Genomic DNA, 23,000 nt, shown 5'->3' on the forward strand with positions numbered 1-23,000 from the left:
GGGAAATAAAATGTAAATCGTTAAATTTCAAATGTTTAACAAAATAAAATCGCTGGCACAGACTTTGCTATCGCCATTAAGCCAAACGGCAAAAAATGGATTAAGATACGGAGCGTATTATGTCAGAAATGAACCTGCACCCTACTGAGTCATTACACGTTAACCCTCCATCCCCACATAATATTGATTGGGAGAAAATTTTTCGTGAACATGGACGCCGCGTTTATAACTTCATTCGAAAGCGTGTTGCGCATCGTGAAGATGCGGAAGATTTAGTTCAAATGACCTGGCTGGAAGTCATTCGTAACCGTGATAAGTTTGCGGGGGCCTCGCGACCCGAGACGTGGGTATTCGGTATTGCCCTGAACCTTATTCGTAATCATTTCCGTTCGCAGTCTTCCCGTCCCCACTATGATGAATTAGAAGAGGATGTTGTTCTGAATCAGGAGGATGATCCTAGCCACATCATAGAGCATCAACGCATTCTCGGCTCTACGCTCCAGTCTATTGCCCTGCTGCCCAAAGAAACACGTAAGCTGCTCAGTATGTTAGTAGAGGAAGACGGCAGTTATCAGAATATTGCTAAGAGTCTAAACATCCCTGTTGGCACAGTACGTTCGCGTTTGTCACGGACGCGTGTGTCACTAAAGCAGTCCGTCTTTTATTGAAGCTGAACGGGGTAAAACAAACCGGAAACGGTCTGTAATGAGATGTGTGTTTAATCCACTGTTAGGACACTTCTCAATATTACGACTTGAGCTTGTGGATCTGCGCCCAGACCGGTTAACAATGTTTACTTCAAGGAGGCGAGATGCAGTATTTGGACAGACGATTACATAGCAGTGATACGCCAATCAAACTTCTTGAGTTCGCCATGAACATGCTAAGGGACGCCGTATACCTGATTGACAGTGATACCTGTTTTTTTTATGTCAATGACGAAGCGTGCAGAATGCTTGGCTACAGCAATGCAGAATTGCTCAATATGCGCGTTTCAGATATTGATCCCGAATGGGATTTCGATGACGTCATGGATATGTGGAAACGCGTACGAGAGCAAAATGGCGGCAGGCCATTCACCTTTGAGACCTTTCACAAAAGCTCACAGGGCGAGATGATAGCGGTTGAGATTAGTGCGAATCCATTTGTTTACGAAGAGAAAAGCTACAGTATGTGCGTGGTAAAAGATATTAGAGAGCGTAAGCAACTAGAGCAGGTAGCTTATGCTCGGGAACAGGAGTTTCGGGTATTAGTTGAGAACTCACCGGATATGGTGGTTCGATTCTCGCCCGATTTAAAATGCCAATACGCCAATCCTGCTGCATTGCGTCACCTGCGGTTATCTTTTGAAGAGCTTCGCGGACGCACTTTGCGTGATATTCAGGGGGATTTACCCTGTGTGAGGCATATTGAACGCTTTCTTAAAGAAGTGGTAAACAGGAAAATTGAAGCTGAAGGGGAACTTGTAGAGTCGGACAGTTCACTTACTAGCGGAACCATGATTATACATACCCGCTGTGTGCCGGAGTTTAATCAAAATGGCAATCTGACCTCAGTTATGTTGGTCGGACGTGATATCACAGCCATTCATTACGCTGAAAAAAAGTTAGAAGATTCACATATGCGCTTGCGTTTGTTAACAAGGCAGCGAGAAATATCACGTGAAGAGGAGCGAAAACGTATAGCGCGTGAAATCCACGATGAGCTGGGGCAGCACCTTACGTCGCTGAGAATGGGTATTTCGATGCTTCGCATCCAGTTCAGCAAAGATAACCCTTTGCTACATGAGCGAATAGTTCATCTGATGGGGCTTACTGATAAAACGATTCAGGTAGTGCGTAATGTCGCTACCCGCCTCAGGCCAAATGTGCTGAACATGGGTCTGACGCCCGCGCTAGAGTGGCTTCGCGATGAGTTCATTAATCGCCATATTGGTTGTCAGTGCCAGCTGATCGCGCCAGAAAATGAGGTAAGACTGAATGATGAGCAAGTCACAGCCGCATTTCGTGTCGCGCAGGAGTCTTTAACCAATATCTCTCGTCACGCCCAGGCGAACGAGGTTCTCATAGAGGTTATCCGGAAGCCTCATCTGATCGTGTTAACAGTGAGTGATAACGGCCGTGGCTTTGATTGCAATCAGAGCAAAGATAACGCGTTTGGTCTTATGGGGATGAAAGAACGTGGTCGCATGATCGGAGGCAAAGTAGAAGTCAAAAGTCAGCCTGCCAATGGAACCCGTGTGACTTTGACCATTCCTTTAATACCCTGACGAATAATAGTAAAGATTTGGATAACAATATGGATAACACGATTCGAATAATGATTGTGGATGACCACGTCATCATGCGCGAAGGACTAAAGCAAATTTTTTCGTTAGACGAACGTCTGGTGGTAGTGAGCGAAGCAGGAAACGGTACACAGGTCATGGAAGGTTTGCGTAATGAGCAGGTCGATCTTTTACTGTTAGATATGTGTATGCCTGGACTGTGCGGAGAAGAGCTGATCAGCCGCATTCACTCGCTATACCCTCAACTGCCAATCCTTATCCTGACGATGTACAGTGAGCCACAGATCGCACGACGGGTACTTAAATGTGGCGCGCTGGGTTACATCACGAAAGATAACGATCCTGAAACCCTGCTGGCTGCCATTCATCGCGTAGCGCGCGGACAGCGTTTTATTGACCAAATGCTCGCCGAGCAAATTGTCTTTAATGAAAATATGAGTGCGAATGAAGGACTTCATCAACAGCTTACTGCGCGAGAAATGCAAATTATGCTGAAGCTGGCCAGAGGAGAAGGAGTTAACAGTATCGCAGAAGCTCTGGCAATCAGTAACAAAACCGTCAGTACGCATAAAGCCCGCCTGATGGAAAAAATGATGTTTAAGACCAATGCTGACATTGTTAAATACGCAATAAGTCATCATTTAATCTCTTAGGATTGCTCTTAATTTACAAATTAATGCTACCCACCGTTATTACTTTATCATTTCAACAGGTTACAAAAAAAAGCTTTTTAAACAGCACGTTATGCCTAAAAATTTTATGTAACCGTTTTCATTTCACACAGGGTTAGTCAGGAAATCCTTACAATCCTCCATCAATTCCTTACCCGATATCAGCATATGACGATGGTTTATCTGTGCTGACATGGTATTTCTTATGCCCCTGTAAGCACTTCGTAAACATAAGAATAGTGATTGTAATTAAATGTAATTCAGCTATTGGCTCTAAGTATGTTGTTAACTGCGATGATGTCAGTTGAAAGGGATAAGTGTAGCGGCTCGCAATCGAAAACAGTCGGACTCGCAATCAGCGCAAATTTTGGCTCACATTAACTGCAACTGAAATCGGGCGCGGACTCACAATAACTGCAAATGGACTCGCATTTATCGCCGCTGGCTCGCAATCAAAATTTCTGGACTCACGCTAAGTGAAAACGAAATTTGCACCAGAACACATGCTGCCTGTCTAGTGAGGGTCTACCCAAAACAGACAGGCCGATGAGACAGTAACGCCGCCTCATAAGGGTTTGAACCAGATTTACGAGACGATCAGCATTCGACATTTAGAACCAAATGAGACGTTTTTCTCATTTGCAGTTATTGTGAGCCAGCCAAAATGGATTGCGATTCCGTCTGGCTGATTGCGAGCCGATTATCACTTAATGTGAGCCAGAAGCATTTTTCATTTGCACTTAATCCGAGCTGAAAAACGGGATTATTGCGAGTCGGTGAAGTTTCGATTGCGAGCCGTTACAGATAAGTGAGGGGCAACTTTTTATGAATATTGAAAATAATGAGCACTCATTCCGACCACATCCGGAATTGGGAGAGCATATCTCATTCACGAAAGAGCAACCTATCGATATCCACGATTCATTAGCTTCACTCATTGAAACTGTAGCACCGCTGGAAATCGATCTTGTTCTGGAAGGTGAAACCGGAACGGGAAAAGATACTCTGGCTCGTAAGATCCACCGACTTTCAGGGTGCTCAGGCAGACTGATAGCGGTTAACTGTGCAGCCATTCCGGAAACGCTGGCTGAGAGTGAACTTTTTGGCGTCAACAACGGAGCTTACACCGGTGCTGTGCAAGCCAGAGCGGGTTACATCGAAGAAGCAAATAACGGCATTCTGTTTCTCGACGAGATCGATAGCATGCCATTATCCCTGCAGGCCAAATTACTGCGAGTACTCGAAAACCGTGGCATAGAGCGCCTTGGCGGTACCCGGTTTATCCCGGTAAATATGCGCGTCATTGTAGCAACGCAGAAGCCGCTACTGACGCTGGTTGAGCAGGGCACTTTCCGCCGCGATCTTTATTTTCGGCTAAATACTCTCTCGATTCAGCTACAGCCTCTGCGATCACAGGTTGAAATTATTATCCCCCTGTTTCGTCACTTCATTGCTAAGGCGGCCACAACGATGCAATGCACGCCGCCGGAAATTACACAGGAACTTTGTGAATATTTACTTAGTTACAGCTGGCCGGGAAATATTCGTGAACTTAAAACGGCGGCTAAACGCTTTACGCTGGGATTACCCCCCCTTAACGTTCCCCGGAACGCCGAACGGCAAGGGCCACAGTTGAAGGAGATACTGCGTCGCATTGAAAAAAGCCTGATTCACGACTGCCTGGTCCGCCATGGGCACAGCATTGATGAAGCCGCCATGGAGTTAGGTATGCCGCTACGCACGCTTTATCACCGTATCAAATTACTCAACGTGACAACGCAACGCATCATTGTCTGATAGTCAGCTTCTTGCCGATACGTTTTTCCAGCCCGGCAAGAAGCTTAATATCTGTTCTGCCTTTATACCTGCCTGACGGCGTAGCTGACTACCTGATTAATCCGGGCGTATTAAAAAAATCTCATTAAAGGGAACCGCAATAAAAGACTCACCACTAAAAGCATGAACATTATGTGATGTTCTGAGAATAAACCTAATTAACTGGAGAGAAAATTATGAGCGGTCTTCTTACCGGACTTATGGGACTTGGTGGTCCACTGTCGAGTGCCACCAGTTTTGCTTCAAAAACCCTGGAAGGTGCCATGAGCGATTCTATGGCAGAGTCTGCGGTTGCCCAGGCAGCTAAAATGAAAATCGATACTCAGAACTCCATTCTGGATGGAAAAATGGACTCTGCGACCAAAGAAATCAACTCCGGTCATAATGCGGCAAAAGCCATTCAGTTCTGATTATTAAAACGGGCGTCAGCTTTAAAGTTGCGCCCGTTTCTTCCCAGAGATAAGGACGAACAATGAAAATTAATACCGGCACATCATCTTCATTGGTCATGAATTCTGAAAATAATGACGTCAGTCTGGCGGACACCAGCATTGCAGATGCTTCATGGTTTAGAACAGCGTTGCAGGCGCCTGTGAAGAAAGCTGATGTTCCGGATAATCATTCATGGATAAACAAACTTACTGATCTGACGCAAGCGGCAAGCAAGGAATCTCAGCAGGCCGACAGGGCTCTCGCTAAAGCCTCACGCAGCATTGACTCAAAAAGCGTCATGGATGCTAACCGCACCTTATCATCTTACTATCTGGAAAGCCTTCTCAATGCAAAACTGATTGGTAAGAGTGTCCAGAGTCTAGAAAAACTGACGAATATCCAATAATTCGCATGGTTAAATTTCCTCTCAAATCATTGATTTTAATGTCAGTGTTGCTGTTGTTCGGTTGCAATGATCAGGTAGAACTCAATCATGGTCTTACGGAAAACGATGCCAATGAAGTCGCAGCGGAACTGGGTCGTTACCACATCAAGGCTGAAAAACACACGAACAAAGATGGCATCACTGTAATGGTGGATACTGCAGACCTGAACCGTGCCGTGCATATTCTGGACGCTGCAGGTTTACCACGACCCACGCGCACCAATCTGGGCGAAGTTTTTCAGAAAAATGGCGTTATCTCTACGCCGCTTGAGGAACGTGCCCGCTACATTTACGCACTGTCGCAGGAAGTAGAATCGACACTGAGTCAAATTGACGGCGTGATTGTGGCCAGGGTGCATGTGGTGCTTCCGGAACGCGTTGCGCCGGGCGAACCGATCTTACCCGCCAGTGCGGCGGTATTTATTAAGTATCGCCCTGAACTCGATCCTGATGTCATTGAACCACGTATACGTCAAATGGTAGCCAGCAGCCTACCCGGGCTGGCTGGGCGGCCCGGCAAAGATCTGGCTATTGTTTTTGTCCCGGCGGGAACGTATCAGGATAAGCCATCGGAAGTCTCTTTCGGCCCTTTTACCGTAACGCCTCAGCGGGCGACACAGTTAACCTGGTTGAGTGGCACTATCGGTACATTGATTCTGTTGGCCGTAGCTGCATCTGTAGGCTTACCCTACTGGCGGCGCTATCACCAACGTAAAAAAACAGAGTCGGACGAAAAGGGTGAGTGATATGCCTTTTTCAGATAATGCGCGTTTGCGGTGGCTACGGTGGTGGTGCATCGACAGCTGGTTAACCGCCGATAAAAGTTGGCGCTATGCGGCATTTTATGACCTGGATGAGGCGCGTCTTAGTGCCCTGGCAAGGACTCACCACAAGCAAATCTGCCAGCAGTTGAAGCTAGATAATAAAGTCGCACCGGTCGATGCTGAAATTTTGGCATGGCTGGAACTGACGATGTCGCAACGGCAACTGGCAATGTTACTTGCTGCAGAAGTATGTTGGCGGGATTGCGCACTCGCATTGCTCGAACCAACACAACAACGTTGGTGTCGTCGCATTGCTCAGGGACTGCGTCCTGGACTCTGGCTTACTCAAGCCACAGACTTACCCGCCAGTTGCCCAGATCTTAAGAGCTTATGGTTATTGCGTCTACGCGCTGGCCCGGAATGCTGGCAGCGCCTGCGTCTGGCATTTAATGCTGAGCGTGTAAATCAGATGGAAAAACTGCACCACATTGAAACCTTTCCCGAACGCTTACGACCGCTCTGGCAGGCCGTTCTCTGGTATGCAAGGCAGGAATGCCCATGTTGATACGCAGACATATTGATTTGGTGAATGGCAAAGATGATCTCGCACCAGTGATCTCCCGGCATCAGCTCGCCGTACAGGAGCAGGCCAGGACAATCATTCAGGAGGCCCATCAGCGAGCAGAAAAAATAATATCGGCCGCAGAACAGGAAGCGGAAGCTTCTTCACTGTTGGTTCGGCAGCGTGCAGAGGAAGCGTTCTGGAAGCGGGCAGACACGATGTTCATGCACTGGCAAAAGCAGCAACAGCAGTGGGAGTCAGACGTGCTCTCAGTGATGGACGTCGTACTGGAACAGGCCCTGGAACAGTTGCTGACGGAAGTCCCTGAATCACAGCGCCTCCAGGGACTGCTGCGACAATTGTTGCTTGAAAAAACGCAGACAGATAAGGCTACGCTGTGCTGCCATCCCTCTCAACAGGCGTCCATTGCGACAATGCTGGAAAATTACTCACACCTGAACTGGCAACTGCAGCCAGAAGAGTCCCTTCCGCCAGACAGCCTGAAACTTGTTACACCACAGGGTGAATTATACCTCGACTGGCAGCTGGCTTCGCAGCAATTAAAACCTTGTCCGGTAGAACGACAAGCGCCTTAAAAAGCTATTTTTCAAGGAACCGTTTTGCACTTTCTGCCACTCAATAGCAGGAACATCCAAAATGAGAGGGTATGTATGTCATCACTGAGTTCGATTCAGCGGCGTTTAGACAGTCAGTTTGAACGTGCGAAAAACCAGCTTGACGAAGCCACCATGAATGCCAGTGAGGGATATAGTCAAGCTGACAGTTTTGCCTTTTTTGAAGCCAGCATGGGCCTTTCCAGTGCCAGTTGGGCAGCCACGCAAGAATTGACCGTCAAACATGGTTTAATTAAAGCCCTCATCAACGAGATCAACTAAATTGCAGCACTGGGTGCGATCTTTTTTGACTAACCCCGCCGAAGACCATCAATGCAAGGTCGATGATGGTCTTCTCTGGTTACAGCAACGGGGAGGGAAGCTTTTTGCGCTTGCTGAGTTAACAAATAAAGTACCGCTGGATGAAATGTTTCTGGCGCAAGCATTGCGCCTCTCAGCCCCTGCACTGCGTCATTACGGACGGGATTCGGCCGCATTAGCCTTGCAAAATAACAGTCTGGTCTTAATTTTGCGTCTCCATGAGGCTCACTCAGAAAAAATAGCTAAACAACTGGAATCTCTGCTTAATCAACGAGATGTCTGGCAGGGTTTGCTACAAAAACTGCCAAAAAAAGCAATAACCCATTGTTGCGTGCCATTACACAGCATGGCTTTTTTATCAAGGGGAGATCATGGTTAACGAACCTCAATCGCGCTGGCGAGTTATATGCGCGGTCTTAGTGCTGTGCGCCACGTTTCGGTTATGTGCTCAGACGCCGTCTGACTGGAAAGACCAGTCTTACGCCTATTCCGCCGATCACACTATGTTATCCACTTTACTTCAAGATTTTGCTGACGGGCATGGAGTTGATTTGCAGTTGGGGAATATCGAAGACACGGAAGTCAATGGCAAGATGCGCGCCGACAGCGCAAGCGCTTTCCTGGACCGGTTAGCCCTGGAGCACCGTTTTCAATGGTTCGTTTACAATAATACTCTCTACATTAGCCCACAAGATGAACAAAGCTCTGAGCGGCTCGAAATTTCCCCGGATGCCGCGCCTGATATTAAACAGGCCTTAAGTGGTATTGGCCTGCTCGATCCCCGATTCGGTTGGGGTGAGCTACCTGATGATGGGGTGGTACTGGTGACAGGTCCGCCACGATACCTGTCTTTGGTTAAACGTTTCAGCGAACAGCGACAGAAAAAAGAGGATCGGCGGAAGGTGATGACCTTTCCCCTCAAGTATGCTTCGGTTGCGGACAGGACTATTCATTACCGGGATCAAACGCTGGTCATTCCCGGTGTCGCCACAATGCTTAATGAGTTGATGAACGGTAAGCGTGCCGCGCCGGTAAGCGCCAGCGGGGCTGAGGGGACGATAGGGGGAGCGGATAACGCTGCAATGATGCAAAACACCCAGTCATTACTGGCTCGTCTCTCTAATCACGCGAACAACACTAACCGACCGGGTGACAGAGATAATAACAGCGTTGACGATCTCAGTGGCCGCATTTCTGCAGACGTAAGGAATAATGCATTACTTATCAGGGATGATGATAAGCGTCGTGAAGAATACGCGCAGCTTATTAACAAGATCGATATACCGCAAAATTTGGTAGAAATTGATGCAGTCATCATTGATATCGATCGTACCGCCCTTAATCGACTGGAAGCAAACTGGCAGGCAACGTTAGGTGGCGTAACTGGCGGTACATCGCTAATGTCAGGCAGCGGTACGCTTTTCGTCAGTGATTTTAAACGTTTTTTTGCCGATATTAAGGCTCTGGAAGGAGAAGGTACCGCATCGATTGTCGCCAACCCGTCGGTGCTGACACTTGAAAATCAGCCAGCTGTCATTGATTTCAGCCAGACCGCTTACATTACTGCAACAGGTGAACGCGTTGCGGATATTCAGCCAGTCACGGCAGGCACCAGTCTTCAGGTCACGCCGCGTGCAGTAGGCCATCAGGACCATGCCAGTATTCAGTTAGTGATTGATATTGAAGATGGGCACGTTGAAACCAACAACGACGGCCAGGCAACCGGCGTTAAACGCGGTACGGTTAGCACCCAGGCATTAATAAGCGAAAATCGCGCCCTGGTGTTAGGTGGATTCCATGTCGAAGAAAGTGGTGAACGTGACCGCCGGATTCCTTTGCTGGGAGATATTCCGTGGTTAGGGAGGCTTTTCACGTCAACACGGCATGAAATTTCTCAGCGTGAGCGATTGTTTATTCTTACCCCGCGTCTGATCGGCGATCAAACGGATCCCACACGCTATGTCTCCGCAGATAACCGTCAGCAGTTAAGTGACGCCATGGCGCGAGTCGAACGTCGTCACAGTAACGTTAACCTGCAGGATATGGTGGAAAATGCCCTGCGCGATCTGGCTGAACGACAAACTCCCGCAGGTTTTAAAGCAGAAGCATCGGGGGAACGTTTAAACGATATTTGCCAGTCCACCCCGGGCTTACTTTTTGATAACGCGCGCGGGCAGTGGTACAGCAGCGACAGCGGGAGTTTACGACTGAGCGTTGGTGTGGTCCGCAATATCACGCATAACACACTGCGCTTTAACGAAGCCAGTTGCGCAGGCAAACGGACACTGGCGGTGGCTGTCTGGCCGCACAGTTCCCTGGCACCGGGTGAATCGGCAGAAGTTTACATGGCCCTACAACCACATCGTAATATTGCTGTGACACGAGAATCGCTGATAAATCATTAAGGCTAAATATATGCTTAAATCTTCTGCTTACCTTCTTCTGGTGGCCGCATTTTTACTTGCTGGCTGCGCTTCGCGGCAGGATAAAGGGTTGTCCTGTACATCCTCAGACTGTCGTCCACAGTCCAGCCCACATCAGTTGGTTATCTGGTGGCAACCCGATTTACGCAACAACGCTGCGGACTATACTCAGGTCTCGGTAAATGAATGAAACTTGCCCTCAGGTTAACTCACTTTCTGCTGTGCTAGACGTGCTCAAACTTCAACAAAACTGCCGCTGGACAGTGCTTCAGGGGGTAGAACTTGTTGTATTGAGCGGTACTCATGGACGTGAATTGATGCTTAACCTGTATCCCCCTTTTCAGGCTCCCGGAATTTTTCAGCGATTGCTGCGCCGCCGCGCGCAGCACCCGGATTACTATGATGGCTGTTATCTCTGTTTGAACAGTGAGAACATACTTTCTTGCTGGTATCAGTTAAGGGAAGAGGGCGCTGATGACAAGCATCAGATTGCACAACTTTTTCAGCTAGCCGGCATCGAAACTGAAGTCTGGATCTGAGTAAGTTTCATCTTTTATGATCTTCCACCTACCTCTGCTAACCCACTACGCTTTGTATTTACAGCTTTTTTCCACATCGCTGTGCCGCTTTTATTTGCAAATTTCGTTCTTCTGACCCAAACGAAAGTCACGCCCTGTAAACGTCAAATTCCCCCATCACGTGTGATTATTTTCATTTCAGACAGGAACCAGCACCGCGATAGCGGCACTTAATAAAAGCTTTGCCCGGACACTCACATAGCGCACCGTATGCAAAGTAATCATCACTTATTCAAAGAGGAAGAGGACATGAGTATGAATACGAGTCCGCTGGGCACATCTGCGCTACAAGTTACTTTGGGTGGCAATAATGGTTTGATGGGAACGGATTTACGTACCGACGGATTGGGATTACTTTCCCAGCCAGGGCTGGGCGAGGGGAAAGGTCACAATGAAAGCATCGATCTGCTTGCAGCTGCCCTCACTGGCATGATGATGATGATGAGCATGATGGGCGGCGGCGGCCTTAGCAGCCTTTTAGGTTCAGGCACTGGGATGGGGAACTCACCTTTCGGTGGTTCAGGCTCGGCACCCGGGAACACGCTGAGTGGAACATCGGGTGGTTCACCTGGAGGTACTACGGGGGCTGGTTCGTCGCTAGGACTTGATCCGACCCAGACGGGTGATGATTCTCTGTCAGGCGCTGGCCAAACATCCGGTATGAGTCCGATGGAACAGTTGATGAAAATATTCGCCGATATTACGCAAAGCCTGTTTGGCGATCAGGATGGCGCATCGGGAGGCAACGCAGGGCGTCAACCTTCTCAGGATGAGCAAAATGCATATAAAAAAGGTGTTACGGATGCCCTGACTGCCTTTATGGGAGGAGGCCTGAGCCAGGTTGCTGGAAACGGATCCGAAGGTGGACTGGATGGAGGCATGGGGCTTGGTGGCGGTAATGGACTGGGCGGAAAAGGGTTACAGGATCTGAGTGGTCCTGCTGACTTTCAGCAGTTGGGTAATGCGATCGGTACCGGTGTCGGTATGAAAGCGGGCATTGAGGCCCTGAACAATATTGGTACACACAGCGATAGCAGTACTCGCTCTTTTATTAACAAAGAGGATCGCGCGCTGGCCAGGGAAGTGGGACAGTTTATGGATCAATATCCCGAAACTTTTGGCAAACCCCAGTACCAAAAAAACGCAGATTCGGCAGTAAAGACCGATACGAAATCCTGGGCTGAAGCACTGAGTCAACCAGACGATGACGGTATGACGCCTGCCAGCATGGAGCAATTTAATAAAGCCAAAGGCATCATCAAAAGCGCTATGGCTGGCGATAATGGCAACATCAACCTTCAGGCACGTGGCGCAGGCGGATCATCAATGGGTATTGATGCCACCCTGACGGGAGATGCCATAAACAATATGGCACTGACCAGACTGAGTGCGGCATAAAGCACCATAAGGCAGGCAGGGAGTTTCTGCCTGCCCATTTTACGGACCTGCAATAAATCCTGGCTCCGCGAAAGTCTTTCCGGGTAAATAAATCATGTTACTTCACGATTTGCCCGGTGCCCCTTGCCAGCAATGATTCCCCCCTCGGACCGCTAATCATCATTCTCACGCATTCCTTATTTCATCGTTATAAGAACACGCGCCATAAATATCATTTCACTATAGGGAAAAAGTTTTGCGTACACGTTCTGAAACACTGTTCATCCTTCGCTTGAGGCTTTATTCAACAAAGTGGAACTATCCACGCAAACTCACCACACAAAGATAATTAATGTTTTTTTGCGAAGACCTGATGGCGAGGGCGGATTATGAGACTGAATTTGCACGCAACAGAAAAGAAAACAACCGTTCAGAATGTCGAAAATCCTAATAATTCTACAATCCCGCCACTGCAACAGGGAAGCAGCAGCAGCGCCCCTCAGGCGTCAGGCGGAACGCTAGCCAGCGAGGGTAAAAACATTGCCAGTATGCCCGCTATTCGTCAGCATTTATCCGCTGATGGTGAAAATGGTGCTGCCCGGCAAAAAAATAAAAGCTTCAGTTTAAAAAATTTTCTCGGATTTAAAAAAACAACAAAGGCCCCTGCCCAACCCACAAACCCTGGCTCAAATGTTCCGGAAAGCAGTCGGATTCGGAGACCCACGCTGGGTGACTTTTTGGCACAACCAGAGCAGGACGGTGAGATTCAAGCCCCCCATCCTTCAGCCGCTTCCCCGCGCCTGACCCGTTCTCCCGGTGTAAGCCGTCACAGCGTGGAAGACATGCGCGATAAGCCTGTCGCAAAGGCAGACCCACGTGAAACGTCTGCCATCGATATTAAGCATCAACTGAACAATTTTAATCAGATGCGTCAAAACATCTTGAACAAAACGAGACCATTTTCTCAGGGAGCTACCACATCATCAGTCATGGACGCGAGAGCGCCTTTACCTGCCATTCCATCCACAACATCAGAAATAACGGAAGAGGTTGATGCAACTCAGCCCGAACAACAGCTTCCGCAGCGGCATCTTGATGCTCGAGAAAATCCTTCACGAATACTAAAAACAGGCCGGGATGTGACAAGCATTCACCGCTTCCGGCCTACATTACCCGCTATTGCAGAAAATACCGCGGAAGCTGAGGCAAACCGAAGAATACAGCCGCTTCAGACTCCACCACCTCTGGAAAATACACCGGTCAGCCCGCTTAGCCTGACGCTAGATAAAGGTAAATTACGGCTTGCTGACAGCAATCCCACTGCAATGAATACGCTTTTGGAACAAACCTTAGGCAAGGAGGGGCAACACTATGTTGCACACACAGCCAGCGCAGAGGGCAACCATCATATGCTGCTGGATGAACAAGGGCACTTGTTTGACCTCAAAAGTCATGAGGGTGGTTACAGCGTTTTTCATAACAGCCTGCCCTCAACGGTAAAAATGCAGTTGTCCAAAAACAATGATGAACCGATTAAACTGGTAAATGATAATGGAAAACTAATCCTGGACAGGGGAGCTGAAGGTCAGAAAGTATTGCATCTCAATCCTCCCGGCGAAATCCACCATGCTTACCTCAGCGGTATCTGGCGACATTCTGTAGCAGGGGAGATGAACCAGGAAAACCAATGGGTCCGCATTCATGATGACAAAATCCATTATTTAAATAATGAAGTCGGAGTGTGGCAAACGTCGGATAAAACACCGTATAGCCAGCTTTCCGTTCAGGGGGATGGCAAACTCTACGCCGTACGGGATAGCCGGGCACTTCACAACCTTTCCGATAATCACGTATCAGAAAGTTTTGTCGACAAGATTAAGTCATTTGCTGTCAGTGAGCACGGGGAAGTCGCTGTTCTGACTGATACAGAAAGTCCCCACCATATTTGTCTGATGCCTTCGGCAAATGCGGTTTCCAGTGAGCGTATAGCGTTCAGTCTTCATCTGGCTGATACCATGCAAATGCTTCAGCGTGGTGAGCCACATCTTGAAACCCAGTCGATCGCGCTTAAGGACGGCAGGCTTTTTGCTGCCGACAGCGAAGGGAAATTATACTGCGGCGAGCTATCACAGATTAAAGATGGCGAGTTGCCCATGAATCCCATGTCGCAAAATGTTCTTAAGCAACATTTTGGCCACGATCACCGTATTGAAGGTTTTTTTACTGATGACAACGGACAGGTCAATGCGCTGGTAAAAGATAACTTCCGACAGATGCATGCTTGCCCACTGGCTGACGACAATCAGTTTCATGCAGGCTGGAATTTGAGTGATGCGCTGATCATAAACAATCAGCTCGGGCTGAATAATATTAATCCTGCACCTCATGAAATCGTTAATCTGGGGCATGAAGGCAGTCTGACGCTGCAGGATGGCAAAGTGCACTATTTTGATCAGCTTACCAGGGGCTGGACAGAAGCAGAGGCGGGCTGTCAGCAGTTAAAAAAAGGACTCGACGGTGGCGCATATATTCTGAAAGAGGGTGAAGTCAAGCGCCTGAATATTAATCAGTCAACCTCATCCATTAGCCAGGGCAGAGATAATTTCTTCGCATTGCCTCATGTTCGCAATAAACCGGAACCGGGAACGGCACTTCATGGGTTGGATAAAACGGATAAAGCGCAGGCTATCGCTGTTGTTGGCGTGAATAATTATCTTGCCTTATCTGAAAAAGGCGATATCCGGTCTTTTCAAATAAAACCAGGCGCTCAGCAATTAGCACGTCCCGCGCGAACCCTGAGTCAGGAAGGGCTGAACGGCACTCTTAAAGATATTCATCTCGATAAAAAGCAGAATTTGTATGCAGTGACCCGCGAAGGAGAGATATTTCGCCAGGCACGTGAACACTGGCAGCAGGGTGAGTCAGGGAGAGGTTGGCAAAAACTGACAATGCCACCAGGTGAGAGCGGAATAGATCGTATCGAAACTGACGCTCATTTTCATCCTGTTGCAGTACTTCTCGACGGCAGCCGTTACCAGTTAAGAGGTGAAACATGGCATCCTCAAAACGCATCTGAACCCACGCAATTAGAAACCGGTCTGCGCGATTCACAGCGTGTATTTGCAAGACTCAATCAGGATATGAAAGGTGGGCTAATTCCGGGGACCGGACTAACAATACAGGCTTCAGCGCAGCTTGCCGGCAAGACAGGGAGGGAAAACCGACAAATAAAGAGTAAATTCGCTGAAAGGGTGCGTGCTTATATATTTAATCCTACCATGGCTACACCGCGTCCTCTGAAAAATATTGCATACAATCTTCAACACAGATGGCAAGGACGGCGAGGCCTGAGTGCCGTCTATGAAATGCAAGGCGCGCTGATTAAGCAACTGGAATCTCAAAATGTACGAAACAAGGGTGCGCAAACGGATTTGCAAAGCAAACTGGACGCACTGGACTTTGGGGAGCAGGGTGCGACGTTACTTAAAAACATAAAGCAATTCCGTGAAGAACTTGAAAACAGCGCAACACAAGCAGCAATATTGCTAGGAAAGCATCAAGGCGTACTGACCAGCAACGGTCAAATCAATGAAAAATTCAAACCTCCGATCAGTAAAGCGGCAATACAAAGCTTTAACGTTAACCGCTCTGGCAGGGATTTAAGTAAAGGTCTGGAGCAAGCCGTTCGTGCTGCCTCTCCGTCCCCTCAAAGTAAATTGCAAAAATTGCTAAGCCATTTTGTCACGTCAGGTCTCAATATGAGCCACCAGAAAGGTGATATACCGTTGGGACGCCAGCGAGATCCTAATGATGAGAACGCACTGACAAAATCCCGGCTTATTCTGGATGTCGTTACCCTTGGTGAGTTGCACGAGTTTGTAGATAAGGCAGCACTGATATCGGGGCATAATCCCGACCCCAGCCAGATAGCCCAGCTACATCAACAGTTTGAGGCCCTGCGTGAAAACCAGTACGAAGCAAACCCGGTAAAACAGTTTACCGACATGGGCTTTACCCATAATGCCGCACTGGAGGCGAATTACGACGCGGTAAAAGCTTTTATCAACGCGTTTCGAAAAGAGCATCATGGCGTAAATCTGACCACTCGCACCGTACTGGAAACCCAGGGAAACGCCAGCCTGGAAAAGAAATTGAAGGATACGCTTCTGTCCCTGAACGCGGGTGAAAGTATGAGTTTCAGTCGTGCATACAGTGGTGGCCTCAGTACGGCCTTTGTTCCCACTATAAAAAAAATACCGGTACCGATTGTACCCGGCGCGGGCATCACTCTGGATCGGGCTTATAATCTCACGTTTGGTCGTACTGATGGCGGACTCGATGTCAGCTTTGCCCGCGACGGCGGAGTGACAGGAACCCTCTCTGTTTCTACAGGACATGATTTATTACCTTATATGACCGGCACCCAAACCACCGCCGAAAACGCCAGTGACTGGCTGAGCAAAAAACATAAAATCAGCCCGGATTTTCGTATCGGTGCCACCCTGAGTAGCAACATGCAGCGCACGCTACAAAACAGCCTCAATTTTAAACTCACAGAAGATGAGCTTCCCTCATTTCTGAATGGGATGATTCAGGGCACATTGACCCCAGTAGATCTGATGAAAAAAGGGATTGAGCATCAGATGAAACAGGGGAGCAAACTGGTCTTTAACATAGATGTTTCGGCCGCGTCAGATCTCCGTGCCGGTATCAATATCACCGCCGACGGTAGCAAACCCGATACCGCCACCTTCCGTGCATCTACAGGATTGAGCGCCTCAGCCAATCTTGTTTCAGCCAGAAGCGAGCGCAGTACAACAGTCGGCCAGCTTGGGAATACGGTTTCGGCCAGTGACAACCGGCCTACATTTTTCAATTCTGCTAATATAGGTGCCAACCTTACGTTAAGTGCGGGCGTCGCTCATGATTTTATCCGCGGTGCCAGCGTCAGTCAGGATGGAACAACAAAACCAGAAAAAAAACCTGGAACCTTCCCTGCATTTATGTCAGTTAATGTTTCAGCAGCGCTGGCTTTGGATAATCGCACGACACAAAGCATCAGCGTTGAAATGAAACATGCTGATCCCGTCTCTCAAAACGATATCGACGAGTTAATTTCAACGTTAGGTAAGCATTTTAAAGACAGTATGAGTACTACATTACTTTCATCTCTTAAAAATCAAGAAAATCCCGATCCGGCTGAGCAACTGAAAAGCCTTGATCGACATTTCAGCTATAATAATGTCGTTGGCGATGACCGTTATGAAGCAGTGCGAAGTCTGAAACAATTAGTTCAGCGCCAACGGGCAGCAGAAAGTAATATGATGGAATTAGGTTCAGCCAAACATACCACGCAATACAGCAACCTCTCTCGTTTAGATGAAAACGGCATTTTCGATATTTTACATCATCATTTCAATGCAGCATTACCGCCGACCAGCGCAACCCGTATTAGTAATATGATGGCTAACAACCCTTTACTTAAAGCGCTTATCCAAAAGTTGCAAAGTTCACCATTCACCAGCGCAAGCGTTTCGATGGAGCTCAAAGATGGCCTGCGTGACCAAACGGAAAAAGCCATTCTGGACGGTAAGGTGGGACGTGAAGAACTTGCGCTGCTCTTCCAGGATCGTAATAACTTACGCATCCGTTCGATCAATGTCAGTCAGAGTGTTAGTAAAAGCGAGGGTTTTAATATGCCCACATTGCTATTAGGGGCTAGCAACAGTGCAGGTCTAAGTATGGGACGTAATATTGGCACCATTAATTTCAAATATGGGCAAGATCAAGACACTCCCAGGCGCTTTACCCTGGAAGGCGAAATTGCTAAAGCAAATCCAGACGTAGCCTCTGCTTTGTCTGAGCTTAAAAAAGAAGGGTTTGAAATGAAAAGCTGAGGTTATGATTAATTCATCAGTCACTACAGGTTATTACAACATTCAGGAGTAAATTAATGACACCTTCTCAAAAAAAAGTTGAAGCATTATTACAGCAATTTGCCACGAGCTGCAATACAACGTTGCACCTTAAAGAAGGTGTATGCGCATTGTATAACACGCAGGGACATGAAGCCGCAGTGCTGGAGGTTCCAGACCAAAGTGACTGCCTGCTTTTTCATTGCCAGTTAATCAACGCTGAACATCAGGCCGGACAGAACTTTTATGCGCTTTTATTGCAGTTGAATTTTGAAATGTCTGCTATGCGAGGCTGTTGGCTGGCGATAGATGAAAATCATATAGTGCGTTTATGTTTTCAGCAAACGATAAGTCAGATTGATGAGACCAGTTTTGGTAACCTTATAACAGGTTTTATTACACAAGCTGAAGAGGTGCGTGAGTTCATCACACACATTACTGAGCACGACGTGGCTTGAATTATAATACGTAACAACATCAAAGCCTCTTAGATACAACTTAGTTAGTCAAAAAAGTGTTATAAAATAAATCGTCCTCACAAATTAAAAAATTTAACATTAAGCTAAGTCGCCATGAGGCCGTAACAATGCGCAGTTTGGCGATTTTTTATTAACGTGTAGAGGAGGGCGCTTATCTGCATCACGCGACAAAGGTAAATTACTCAAGAAATAAATTTATGAGTAACGTATGGTTAACTTATTTTAGCGAGGATACAGATTATCCAAAAAGAGTCCAGCTGGCCCACCCGGACCAGCGTAAAGGAAGGAAAAATTAATTTATAAAACTCCTGATTTATTATGGCTCATGACAGATTCATAGTGCTAAATAACTAATTCATGAGAAGTATCTTCGAAAAATATCACTATAGTTTTTCAAAAATTTCATACTTTTTCATGAAGTCTTTGAGCTGCATGGTCATTGCTTCCAGGTCCGGCACAATACCATGTTTCAAAGGTACTCAATCCATGCCTCTTGCCTGAGCAATAGAACGAACACATAATCCAGTTTTCGCTGCACTTCCAGGCGCTTTTGCTTTATAAACCTGTGCCCCCGGTGTGACAAGGGCAGCAGGGAAGCGTTCTGCTGCGTTGTGCTGTCCATCTGCGTGACAGCAATCCCGACCTGCTCAATTCCGCGGGCCTGCTCAGCGGTGGCGGAGGTGATTTCTTCAACGGTATCCGTCAGTCGTCTCACTGCAGAAAGGATATCCGACATGGTTTCGGAGGAATGGGCCACAAGCCTGTTCCCATTACCGACGCTGTTGGCGTTTGACTCTATGAGCTGGCATATCTTACCGGCCGCCGTGGCGCTGCGCCGGGCAAGTGTTTGAACCTCACCGGCCACTACCGCAAAGCCACGGCCATATTCACCTGCACGGGCAGCCTCTACTGCCGCATTAAGGACTAGTATGTTGGTCTGGAAAACGATGCCGTCAATGACGGCGGTAATTTCAGCTATGCGGCCAGAATTGTCACGTATGGATTTCATCGTATCAGTGATGGCGCCCGCGGCATCGCTGCATTTGTGTGCCACGTCCCGAACGTTCACCGCCAGCTGAGAGGCCTGACGGGCATTATCCGCGTTGTTTTTGACCGTCATGCTGATGCGTCATGGTTGCAGCGGTCTCCTCAAGCGCACTGGCCTGCCCCTCAGTGCGCTGGGACAGGTCGGCATTGCCCTACGCAATCTATTTGTCGCCTAGGAAGTTATTCAGTTCCCATGACTCACGCTCAGTTAATAATCTCTTGAAATTAAGATCAGCGCTGTTTTCGATTTTGACGTCATTTAATCCCGATTCAGGAGTCGTGCTTGCCATCATGACGTGTGATTTATGAATTTCTGCGAAATTAAAGATATTTTTCATATCCTTGCTTTTTAAATCTACATCTTTAAAAATAACAAAAGCAGATTGTATATCTTTGTTTTTTGTTTGGCTAAGCCACTGAAATTCCTGTTTGCAGAAATCAGAAGCCAGCCACTCGGGCGTTATGAAAAATGCCATTTTTTTGCGTGTGCAATGCCGTTTTTGTACCCGACATCCCAAAAAGGGTTTTGTATTTTAAATACATCTACATGTTGTAGTTTCTCGAGTTTTGTAAATTTGTTTGATTGGAGGCTGATTGCATCAAGGTAATGAGTTGCGGCATCGTGCGACAAGCTTTCATTCGGATTTTGAGATCTATACAGATCATGACGAAACTGCATTGCTAATTCGAAGCCTCCTTCCCGAGCTCCGAAAGAAACAATGTTCTTTACGCCATCTGTTAATTTTAGCACATCATGTATTCCGGATAATTGCTCAAAATTTAAATTTTTCAAGGTGCCAAATGATCTCTCGAAAAACCATCCACCATCAGGTCTGCCTAAATCCCTGAGCCTTTCCGCAACATGCTCTTCAATATTTTTACTAGCTACATCAGTGACAGAAGAGGTGCCTATTGATTGAGCTTGGCTGACCTCTGCATTAGTCTGATTACAATGTTGAATTCTGTTGAAAGAGCTTAAAGGATTTGCATGCATATATGCCTCCAGGAACCGTTTATTATTAACAAAATCTTTGTGGTTTCTATTCATTCTGTGGTTCCCAAACTGACAGAGGAAAAGTGAAGTTTTGACCTGCCCCCAGCATTAGATACAATCTTCAGTTAGTAATGTCGGTTGATTTTTCTTCATGTTTTCCCGTTTCGCCAGCCTGCTGCAAATTCAGAGGGCGTCTGATATTCAGCGACGCATGGGCTTTGTTGAATAAATGGATTTTATGCTGTGGTACTATGAAAACGGTTGTTTCAGATAACATAAAATCAATGCATTACATGCTTGCGTATGACGGTGTTCTGTCTGGCATCAGCGTTTTCTACCAAAACAGTGCAGACAAAACAGAATGATTACCTATTATTCAACAAAGCCCGACGCATGTGGTCGACACTCGTTTTAATCCTGCCGCCAGTCATTAATTATTTTCCGGGCATGACGAATATCGCTGAACCAGTGCTCATTCAGGTATTCATCCCTAAGCGGCCTGAATCCGTTCTGGGTTGGCTTGCCCGGCTGGATTAAGCGCAATTCAACACCATGTTCTAAGGCCCATTGATCGAGCGCGCGGCAAGTAAATTCCGGGTCCTGATCGGTTCTTATCGTTGGAGGACAGCCACTAAACAGCGCAATGCTGTCCAGAATACGTGTCACCTGAACACCTGTAATCCCGAATGCCATGGTGATCTTCAGACACTCCTTCGTGAAATCATCCACGCAGGTCAGGCACTTTATCCGGCGGCCGCTGGCAAGTGCTTCCACGACAAAATCCATCGACCATGTCAGGTTCGTAAGCGTCGCATTCAGACCGTATTGACGTTCAGGCAGAGGGAAGCTCGACCTTCCATGGCAGCAGATCGCGGACCCGGTTCACCGGCCAGTCCTGTATATGACCGATGACGTAACGCAACCACGTCTCGGGGTCAACGCCGTTAAGCCGGCAGGTGACGATCAGAGAGTAGAGGATCGCCGCACGTTCTCCGCCTGTATCTGAACCGGCGAACAGCCAGTTTTTCCGGCCCAGGGCTACGCCACGCAGCGCGTTCTCCGCGATATTGTTGTCGATCTCCGCCCAGCCATTGCTGCAGTACAGGTTTAATGCGTCCCACTGCTTCAGTAGATAGGCGAACGCCTTCGCCGTGTCCGAGTGGCGCGACAGTACCTTCATCTGAACCTGTATCCAGTCGTACAGTGACTGCATTAACGGGATAGTCTGCTCTTTACGTACCGCCAGCCGCTCGTCTGCCGGGCTGCCGCGTATCTCAGCCTCGATGGCATACAGCTTTCCGATACGCTTCAGCGCTTCGGTTGTGATGTCGGTCGGTGTCCGGGCATGCACGTCGTGGATTTTTCGCCGGGCGTGCGCCATGCAGGCTGCTTCGGTTATGCGGCCATCTTCGTACAGCGCATTATAACCACCGTAAGCGTCCGCCTGCAGGATACCGCTGTACCCCGCAAGGTGCCGCTGTGGATGTACGCCTTTCCGGTCCGGCGAGTACGCGAACCAGACCGCCGGTCGAAGCTGTGAGCCCGCGTTGCGGTCATCCCGCACGTATACCCACAGCCGGGCCGTGCGCGTTTTACCGCTGCCCGGCTCCTGTACCGGCACAGGGATATCGTCTGTATGCACCTTGCCCGGCATCAGCACGTACTGGCGCAGCAGGTCGTACAGCGGCTCCAGCAGCTCGCTGACCGCACCGGACCAGCGCCCCAGCGTTGCCCGGCTCAGCTCCACGCCCTGGCGACGGTATATCTCTGACTGACGATAGTGTGGCGTATGTTCGGCGAACTTCGCCGTGACGATGCGCGCCAGCAGGCCGGGGCCCGCATAGCTGCGCTCGATGGGTTTTGAGGGCATGGCTGTCTGAACGATGTGGTCACAGCTGCAGCAGGCCAGCTTCGGCCGCTGCGTTTCGATAACCTTAAAGGCGCTGCTGATAAGCTCCAGCTGCTCTGACACGTCGCAGCCCAGCGGGTTGAGTTCGCCGCCGCACGCCGGACAGGTGGTTTCTGCCGGCGACAGCGTGAGGGTTTCGCGGGGAAGTGAGGCCGGCAGCGGTTTGCGGGCGGAAGACTGGCGCAGCGGCTGCGGGAGTGCCGGGTCATGCTGCTCGCCCAGCACCTCAGCCATCTCCTCCTGCAGGGCGCTGATGCGCTCCTCTGCCTCGCGCACCTGGCGGGCCGTTTTCTCACGCAGCTTTTCGGAGCTTTTGCCGAACTGCATACGTTGCAGCTTAGCAACC

General features: G+C 48.4%; 21 protein-coding genes and 2 pseudogenes. 17 read left to right on the forward strand and 6 right to left on the reverse strand.

The window, feature by feature from the left end; translation table 11 throughout:
- Window positions 1-119: 119 nt before the first annotated feature.
- The 17 genes from F7Q90_RS14480 (at window position 120) to F7Q90_RS14560 (ending at window position 18,683) form a co-directional block, all read left to right on the forward strand.
- The gene (locus F7Q90_RS14480) at window positions 120-668 is read left to right on the forward strand and encodes an RNA polymerase sigma factor (protein WP_052310157.1); all 549 of its coding nucleotides are present in this window, start codon (window positions 120-122) and stop codon (window positions 666-668) included.
- Window positions 669-811: 143 nt separating this feature from the next.
- Window positions 812-2,269, forward strand: a complete 1,458-nt coding sequence (locus F7Q90_RS14485; RefSeq protein ID WP_006121870.1) for a PAS domain-containing sensor histidine kinase — start codon at window positions 812-814, stop codon at window positions 2,267-2,269.
- Between the two features lie 29 nt (window positions 2,270-2,298).
- The gene (locus F7Q90_RS14490) at window positions 2,299-2,940 is read left to right on the forward strand and encodes a response regulator transcription factor (protein WP_033742563.1); all 642 of its coding nucleotides are present in this window, start codon (window positions 2,299-2,301) and stop codon (window positions 2,938-2,940) included.
- Between the two features lie 843 nt (window positions 2,941-3,783).
- Entirely contained in the window at window positions 3,784-4,755 is a 972-nt protein-coding gene (locus F7Q90_RS14495) for a sigma 54-interacting transcriptional regulator (protein ID WP_006121868.1), read from the forward strand.
- Window positions 4,756-4,970: 215 nt separating this feature from the next.
- On the forward strand, window positions 4,971-5,204 hold the full coding sequence (locus F7Q90_RS14500; protein WP_080577483.1) for a hypothetical protein: 234 nt from the start codon (window positions 4,971-4,973) through the stop codon (window positions 5,202-5,204).
- 62 nt (window positions 5,205-5,266) lie between these two features.
- On the forward strand, window positions 5,267-5,632 hold the full coding sequence (locus F7Q90_RS14505; RefSeq protein WP_044243044.1) for an EscI/YscI/HrpB family type III secretion system inner rod protein: 366 nt from the start codon (window positions 5,267-5,269) through the stop codon (window positions 5,630-5,632).
- Between the two features lie 5 nt (window positions 5,633-5,637).
- Window positions 5,638-6,417, forward strand: coding sequence for a type III secretion system inner membrane ring lipoprotein SctJ (gene sctJ / locus F7Q90_RS14510; protein WP_033742572.1), 780 nt, complete (start codon window positions 5,638-5,640; stop codon window positions 6,415-6,417).
- A 1-nt stretch (window position 6,418) separates the two neighbouring features.
- On the forward strand, window positions 6,419-7,000 hold the full coding sequence (locus tag F7Q90_RS14515) for a type III secretion system protein (RefSeq protein ID WP_237166172.1): 582 nt from the start codon (window positions 6,419-6,421) through the stop codon (window positions 6,998-7,000).
- Window positions 6,994-7,593, forward strand: a complete 600-nt coding sequence (gene sctL, locus F7Q90_RS14520; protein WP_006121863.1) for a type III secretion system stator protein SctL — start codon at window positions 6,994-6,996, stop codon at window positions 7,591-7,593. Before F7Q90_RS14515 ends, sctL begins: the two co-directional genes overlap by 7 nt.
- Window positions 7,594-7,668: 75 nt before the next feature.
- The gene (locus F7Q90_RS14525; RefSeq protein WP_006121860.1) at window positions 7,669-7,893 is read left to right on the forward strand and encodes an HPr kinase; all 225 of its coding nucleotides are present in this window, start codon (window positions 7,669-7,671) and stop codon (window positions 7,891-7,893) included.
- A gap of 25 nt (window positions 7,894-7,918) precedes the next feature.
- On the forward strand, window positions 7,919-8,311 hold the full coding sequence (locus tag F7Q90_RS14530) for a type III secretion system chaperone (RefSeq protein ID WP_237166171.1): 393 nt from the start codon (window positions 7,919-7,921) through the stop codon (window positions 8,309-8,311).
- A complete protein-coding gene (gene sctC, locus F7Q90_RS14535; RefSeq protein WP_044243035.1) occupies window positions 8,304-10,337 on the forward strand; it encodes a type III secretion system outer membrane ring subunit SctC in 2,034 nt (677 codons plus the stop codon). The genes F7Q90_RS14530 and sctC overlap by 8 nt, the downstream gene beginning before the upstream one ends.
- A gap of 10 nt (window positions 10,338-10,347) precedes the next feature.
- Complete coding sequence (hrpT, locus tag F7Q90_RS27230) at window positions 10,348-10,545, forward strand: HrpT family type III secretion system protein (protein WP_071988803.1); 198 nt, start codon at window positions 10,348-10,350, stop codon at window positions 10,543-10,545.
- Window positions 10,538-10,894, forward strand: a complete 357-nt coding sequence (gene hrpV, locus F7Q90_RS14545) for an HrpV family type III secretion system protein (RefSeq protein ID WP_044243032.1) — start codon at window positions 10,538-10,540, stop codon at window positions 10,892-10,894. The genes hrpT and hrpV overlap by 8 nt, the downstream gene beginning before the upstream one ends.
- A gap of 288 nt (window positions 10,895-11,182) precedes the next feature.
- Entirely contained in the window at window positions 11,183-12,331 is a 1,149-nt protein-coding gene (locus F7Q90_RS14550; RefSeq protein ID WP_052310156.1) for a harpin HrpZ family protein, read from the forward strand.
- Between the two features lie 368 nt (window positions 12,332-12,699).
- On the forward strand, window positions 12,700-18,207 hold the full coding sequence (locus F7Q90_RS14555; protein ID WP_006121853.1) for an AvrE-family type 3 secretion system effector: 5,508 nt from the start codon (window positions 12,700-12,702) through the stop codon (window positions 18,205-18,207).
- A gap of 56 nt (window positions 18,208-18,263) precedes the next feature.
- Window positions 18,264-18,683, forward strand: coding sequence for a type III secretion system chaperone (locus F7Q90_RS14560; protein WP_044243030.1), 420 nt, complete (start codon window positions 18,264-18,266; stop codon window positions 18,681-18,683).
- Between the two features lie 404 nt (window positions 18,684-19,087).
- Here the strand turns inward: F7Q90_RS14560 and F7Q90_RS28140 are convergent, their stop codons facing one another.
- The 6 genes and pseudogenes from F7Q90_RS28140 to tnpC form a co-directional block, all read right to left on the reverse strand.
- Entirely contained in the window at window positions 19,088-19,144 is a 57-nt protein-coding gene (locus F7Q90_RS28140; RefSeq protein ID WP_420919773.1) for a hypothetical protein, read from the reverse strand.
- Window positions 19,145-19,289: 145 nt separating this feature from the next.
- Window positions 19,290-19,903, reverse strand: a pseudogene (locus F7Q90_RS26890) (methyl-accepting chemotaxis protein); the annotation flags it as partial.
- Window positions 19,904-19,912: 9 nt separating this feature from the next.
- Complete coding sequence (locus F7Q90_RS14575; RefSeq protein WP_044243024.1) at window positions 19,913-20,227, reverse strand: hypothetical protein; 315 nt, start codon at window positions 20,225-20,227, stop codon at window positions 19,913-19,915.
- Complete coding sequence (locus tag F7Q90_RS26705) at window positions 20,212-20,745, reverse strand: hypothetical protein (protein ID WP_044243021.1); 534 nt, start codon at window positions 20,743-20,745, stop codon at window positions 20,212-20,214. Before F7Q90_RS26705 ends, F7Q90_RS14575 begins: the two co-directional genes overlap by 16 nt.
- Window positions 20,746-21,159: 414 nt before the next feature.
- Window positions 21,160-21,546 (reverse strand): annotated as a pseudogene (locus F7Q90_RS14585) (DDE-type integrase/transposase/recombinase); the annotation flags it as partial.
- A 31-nt stretch (window positions 21,547-21,577) separates the two neighbouring features.
- The coding region (tnpC, locus tag F7Q90_RS14590; protein WP_151161021.1) for an IS66 family transposase at window positions 21,578-23,000 on the reverse strand (1,423 nt) is incomplete at its 5' end.

This window comes from Pantoea stewartii subsp. stewartii, assembly GCF_008801695.1.
In the GTDB taxonomy this organism is placed as follows: Bacteria; Pseudomonadota; Gammaproteobacteria; order Enterobacterales; family Enterobacteriaceae; genus Pantoea; species Pantoea stewartii.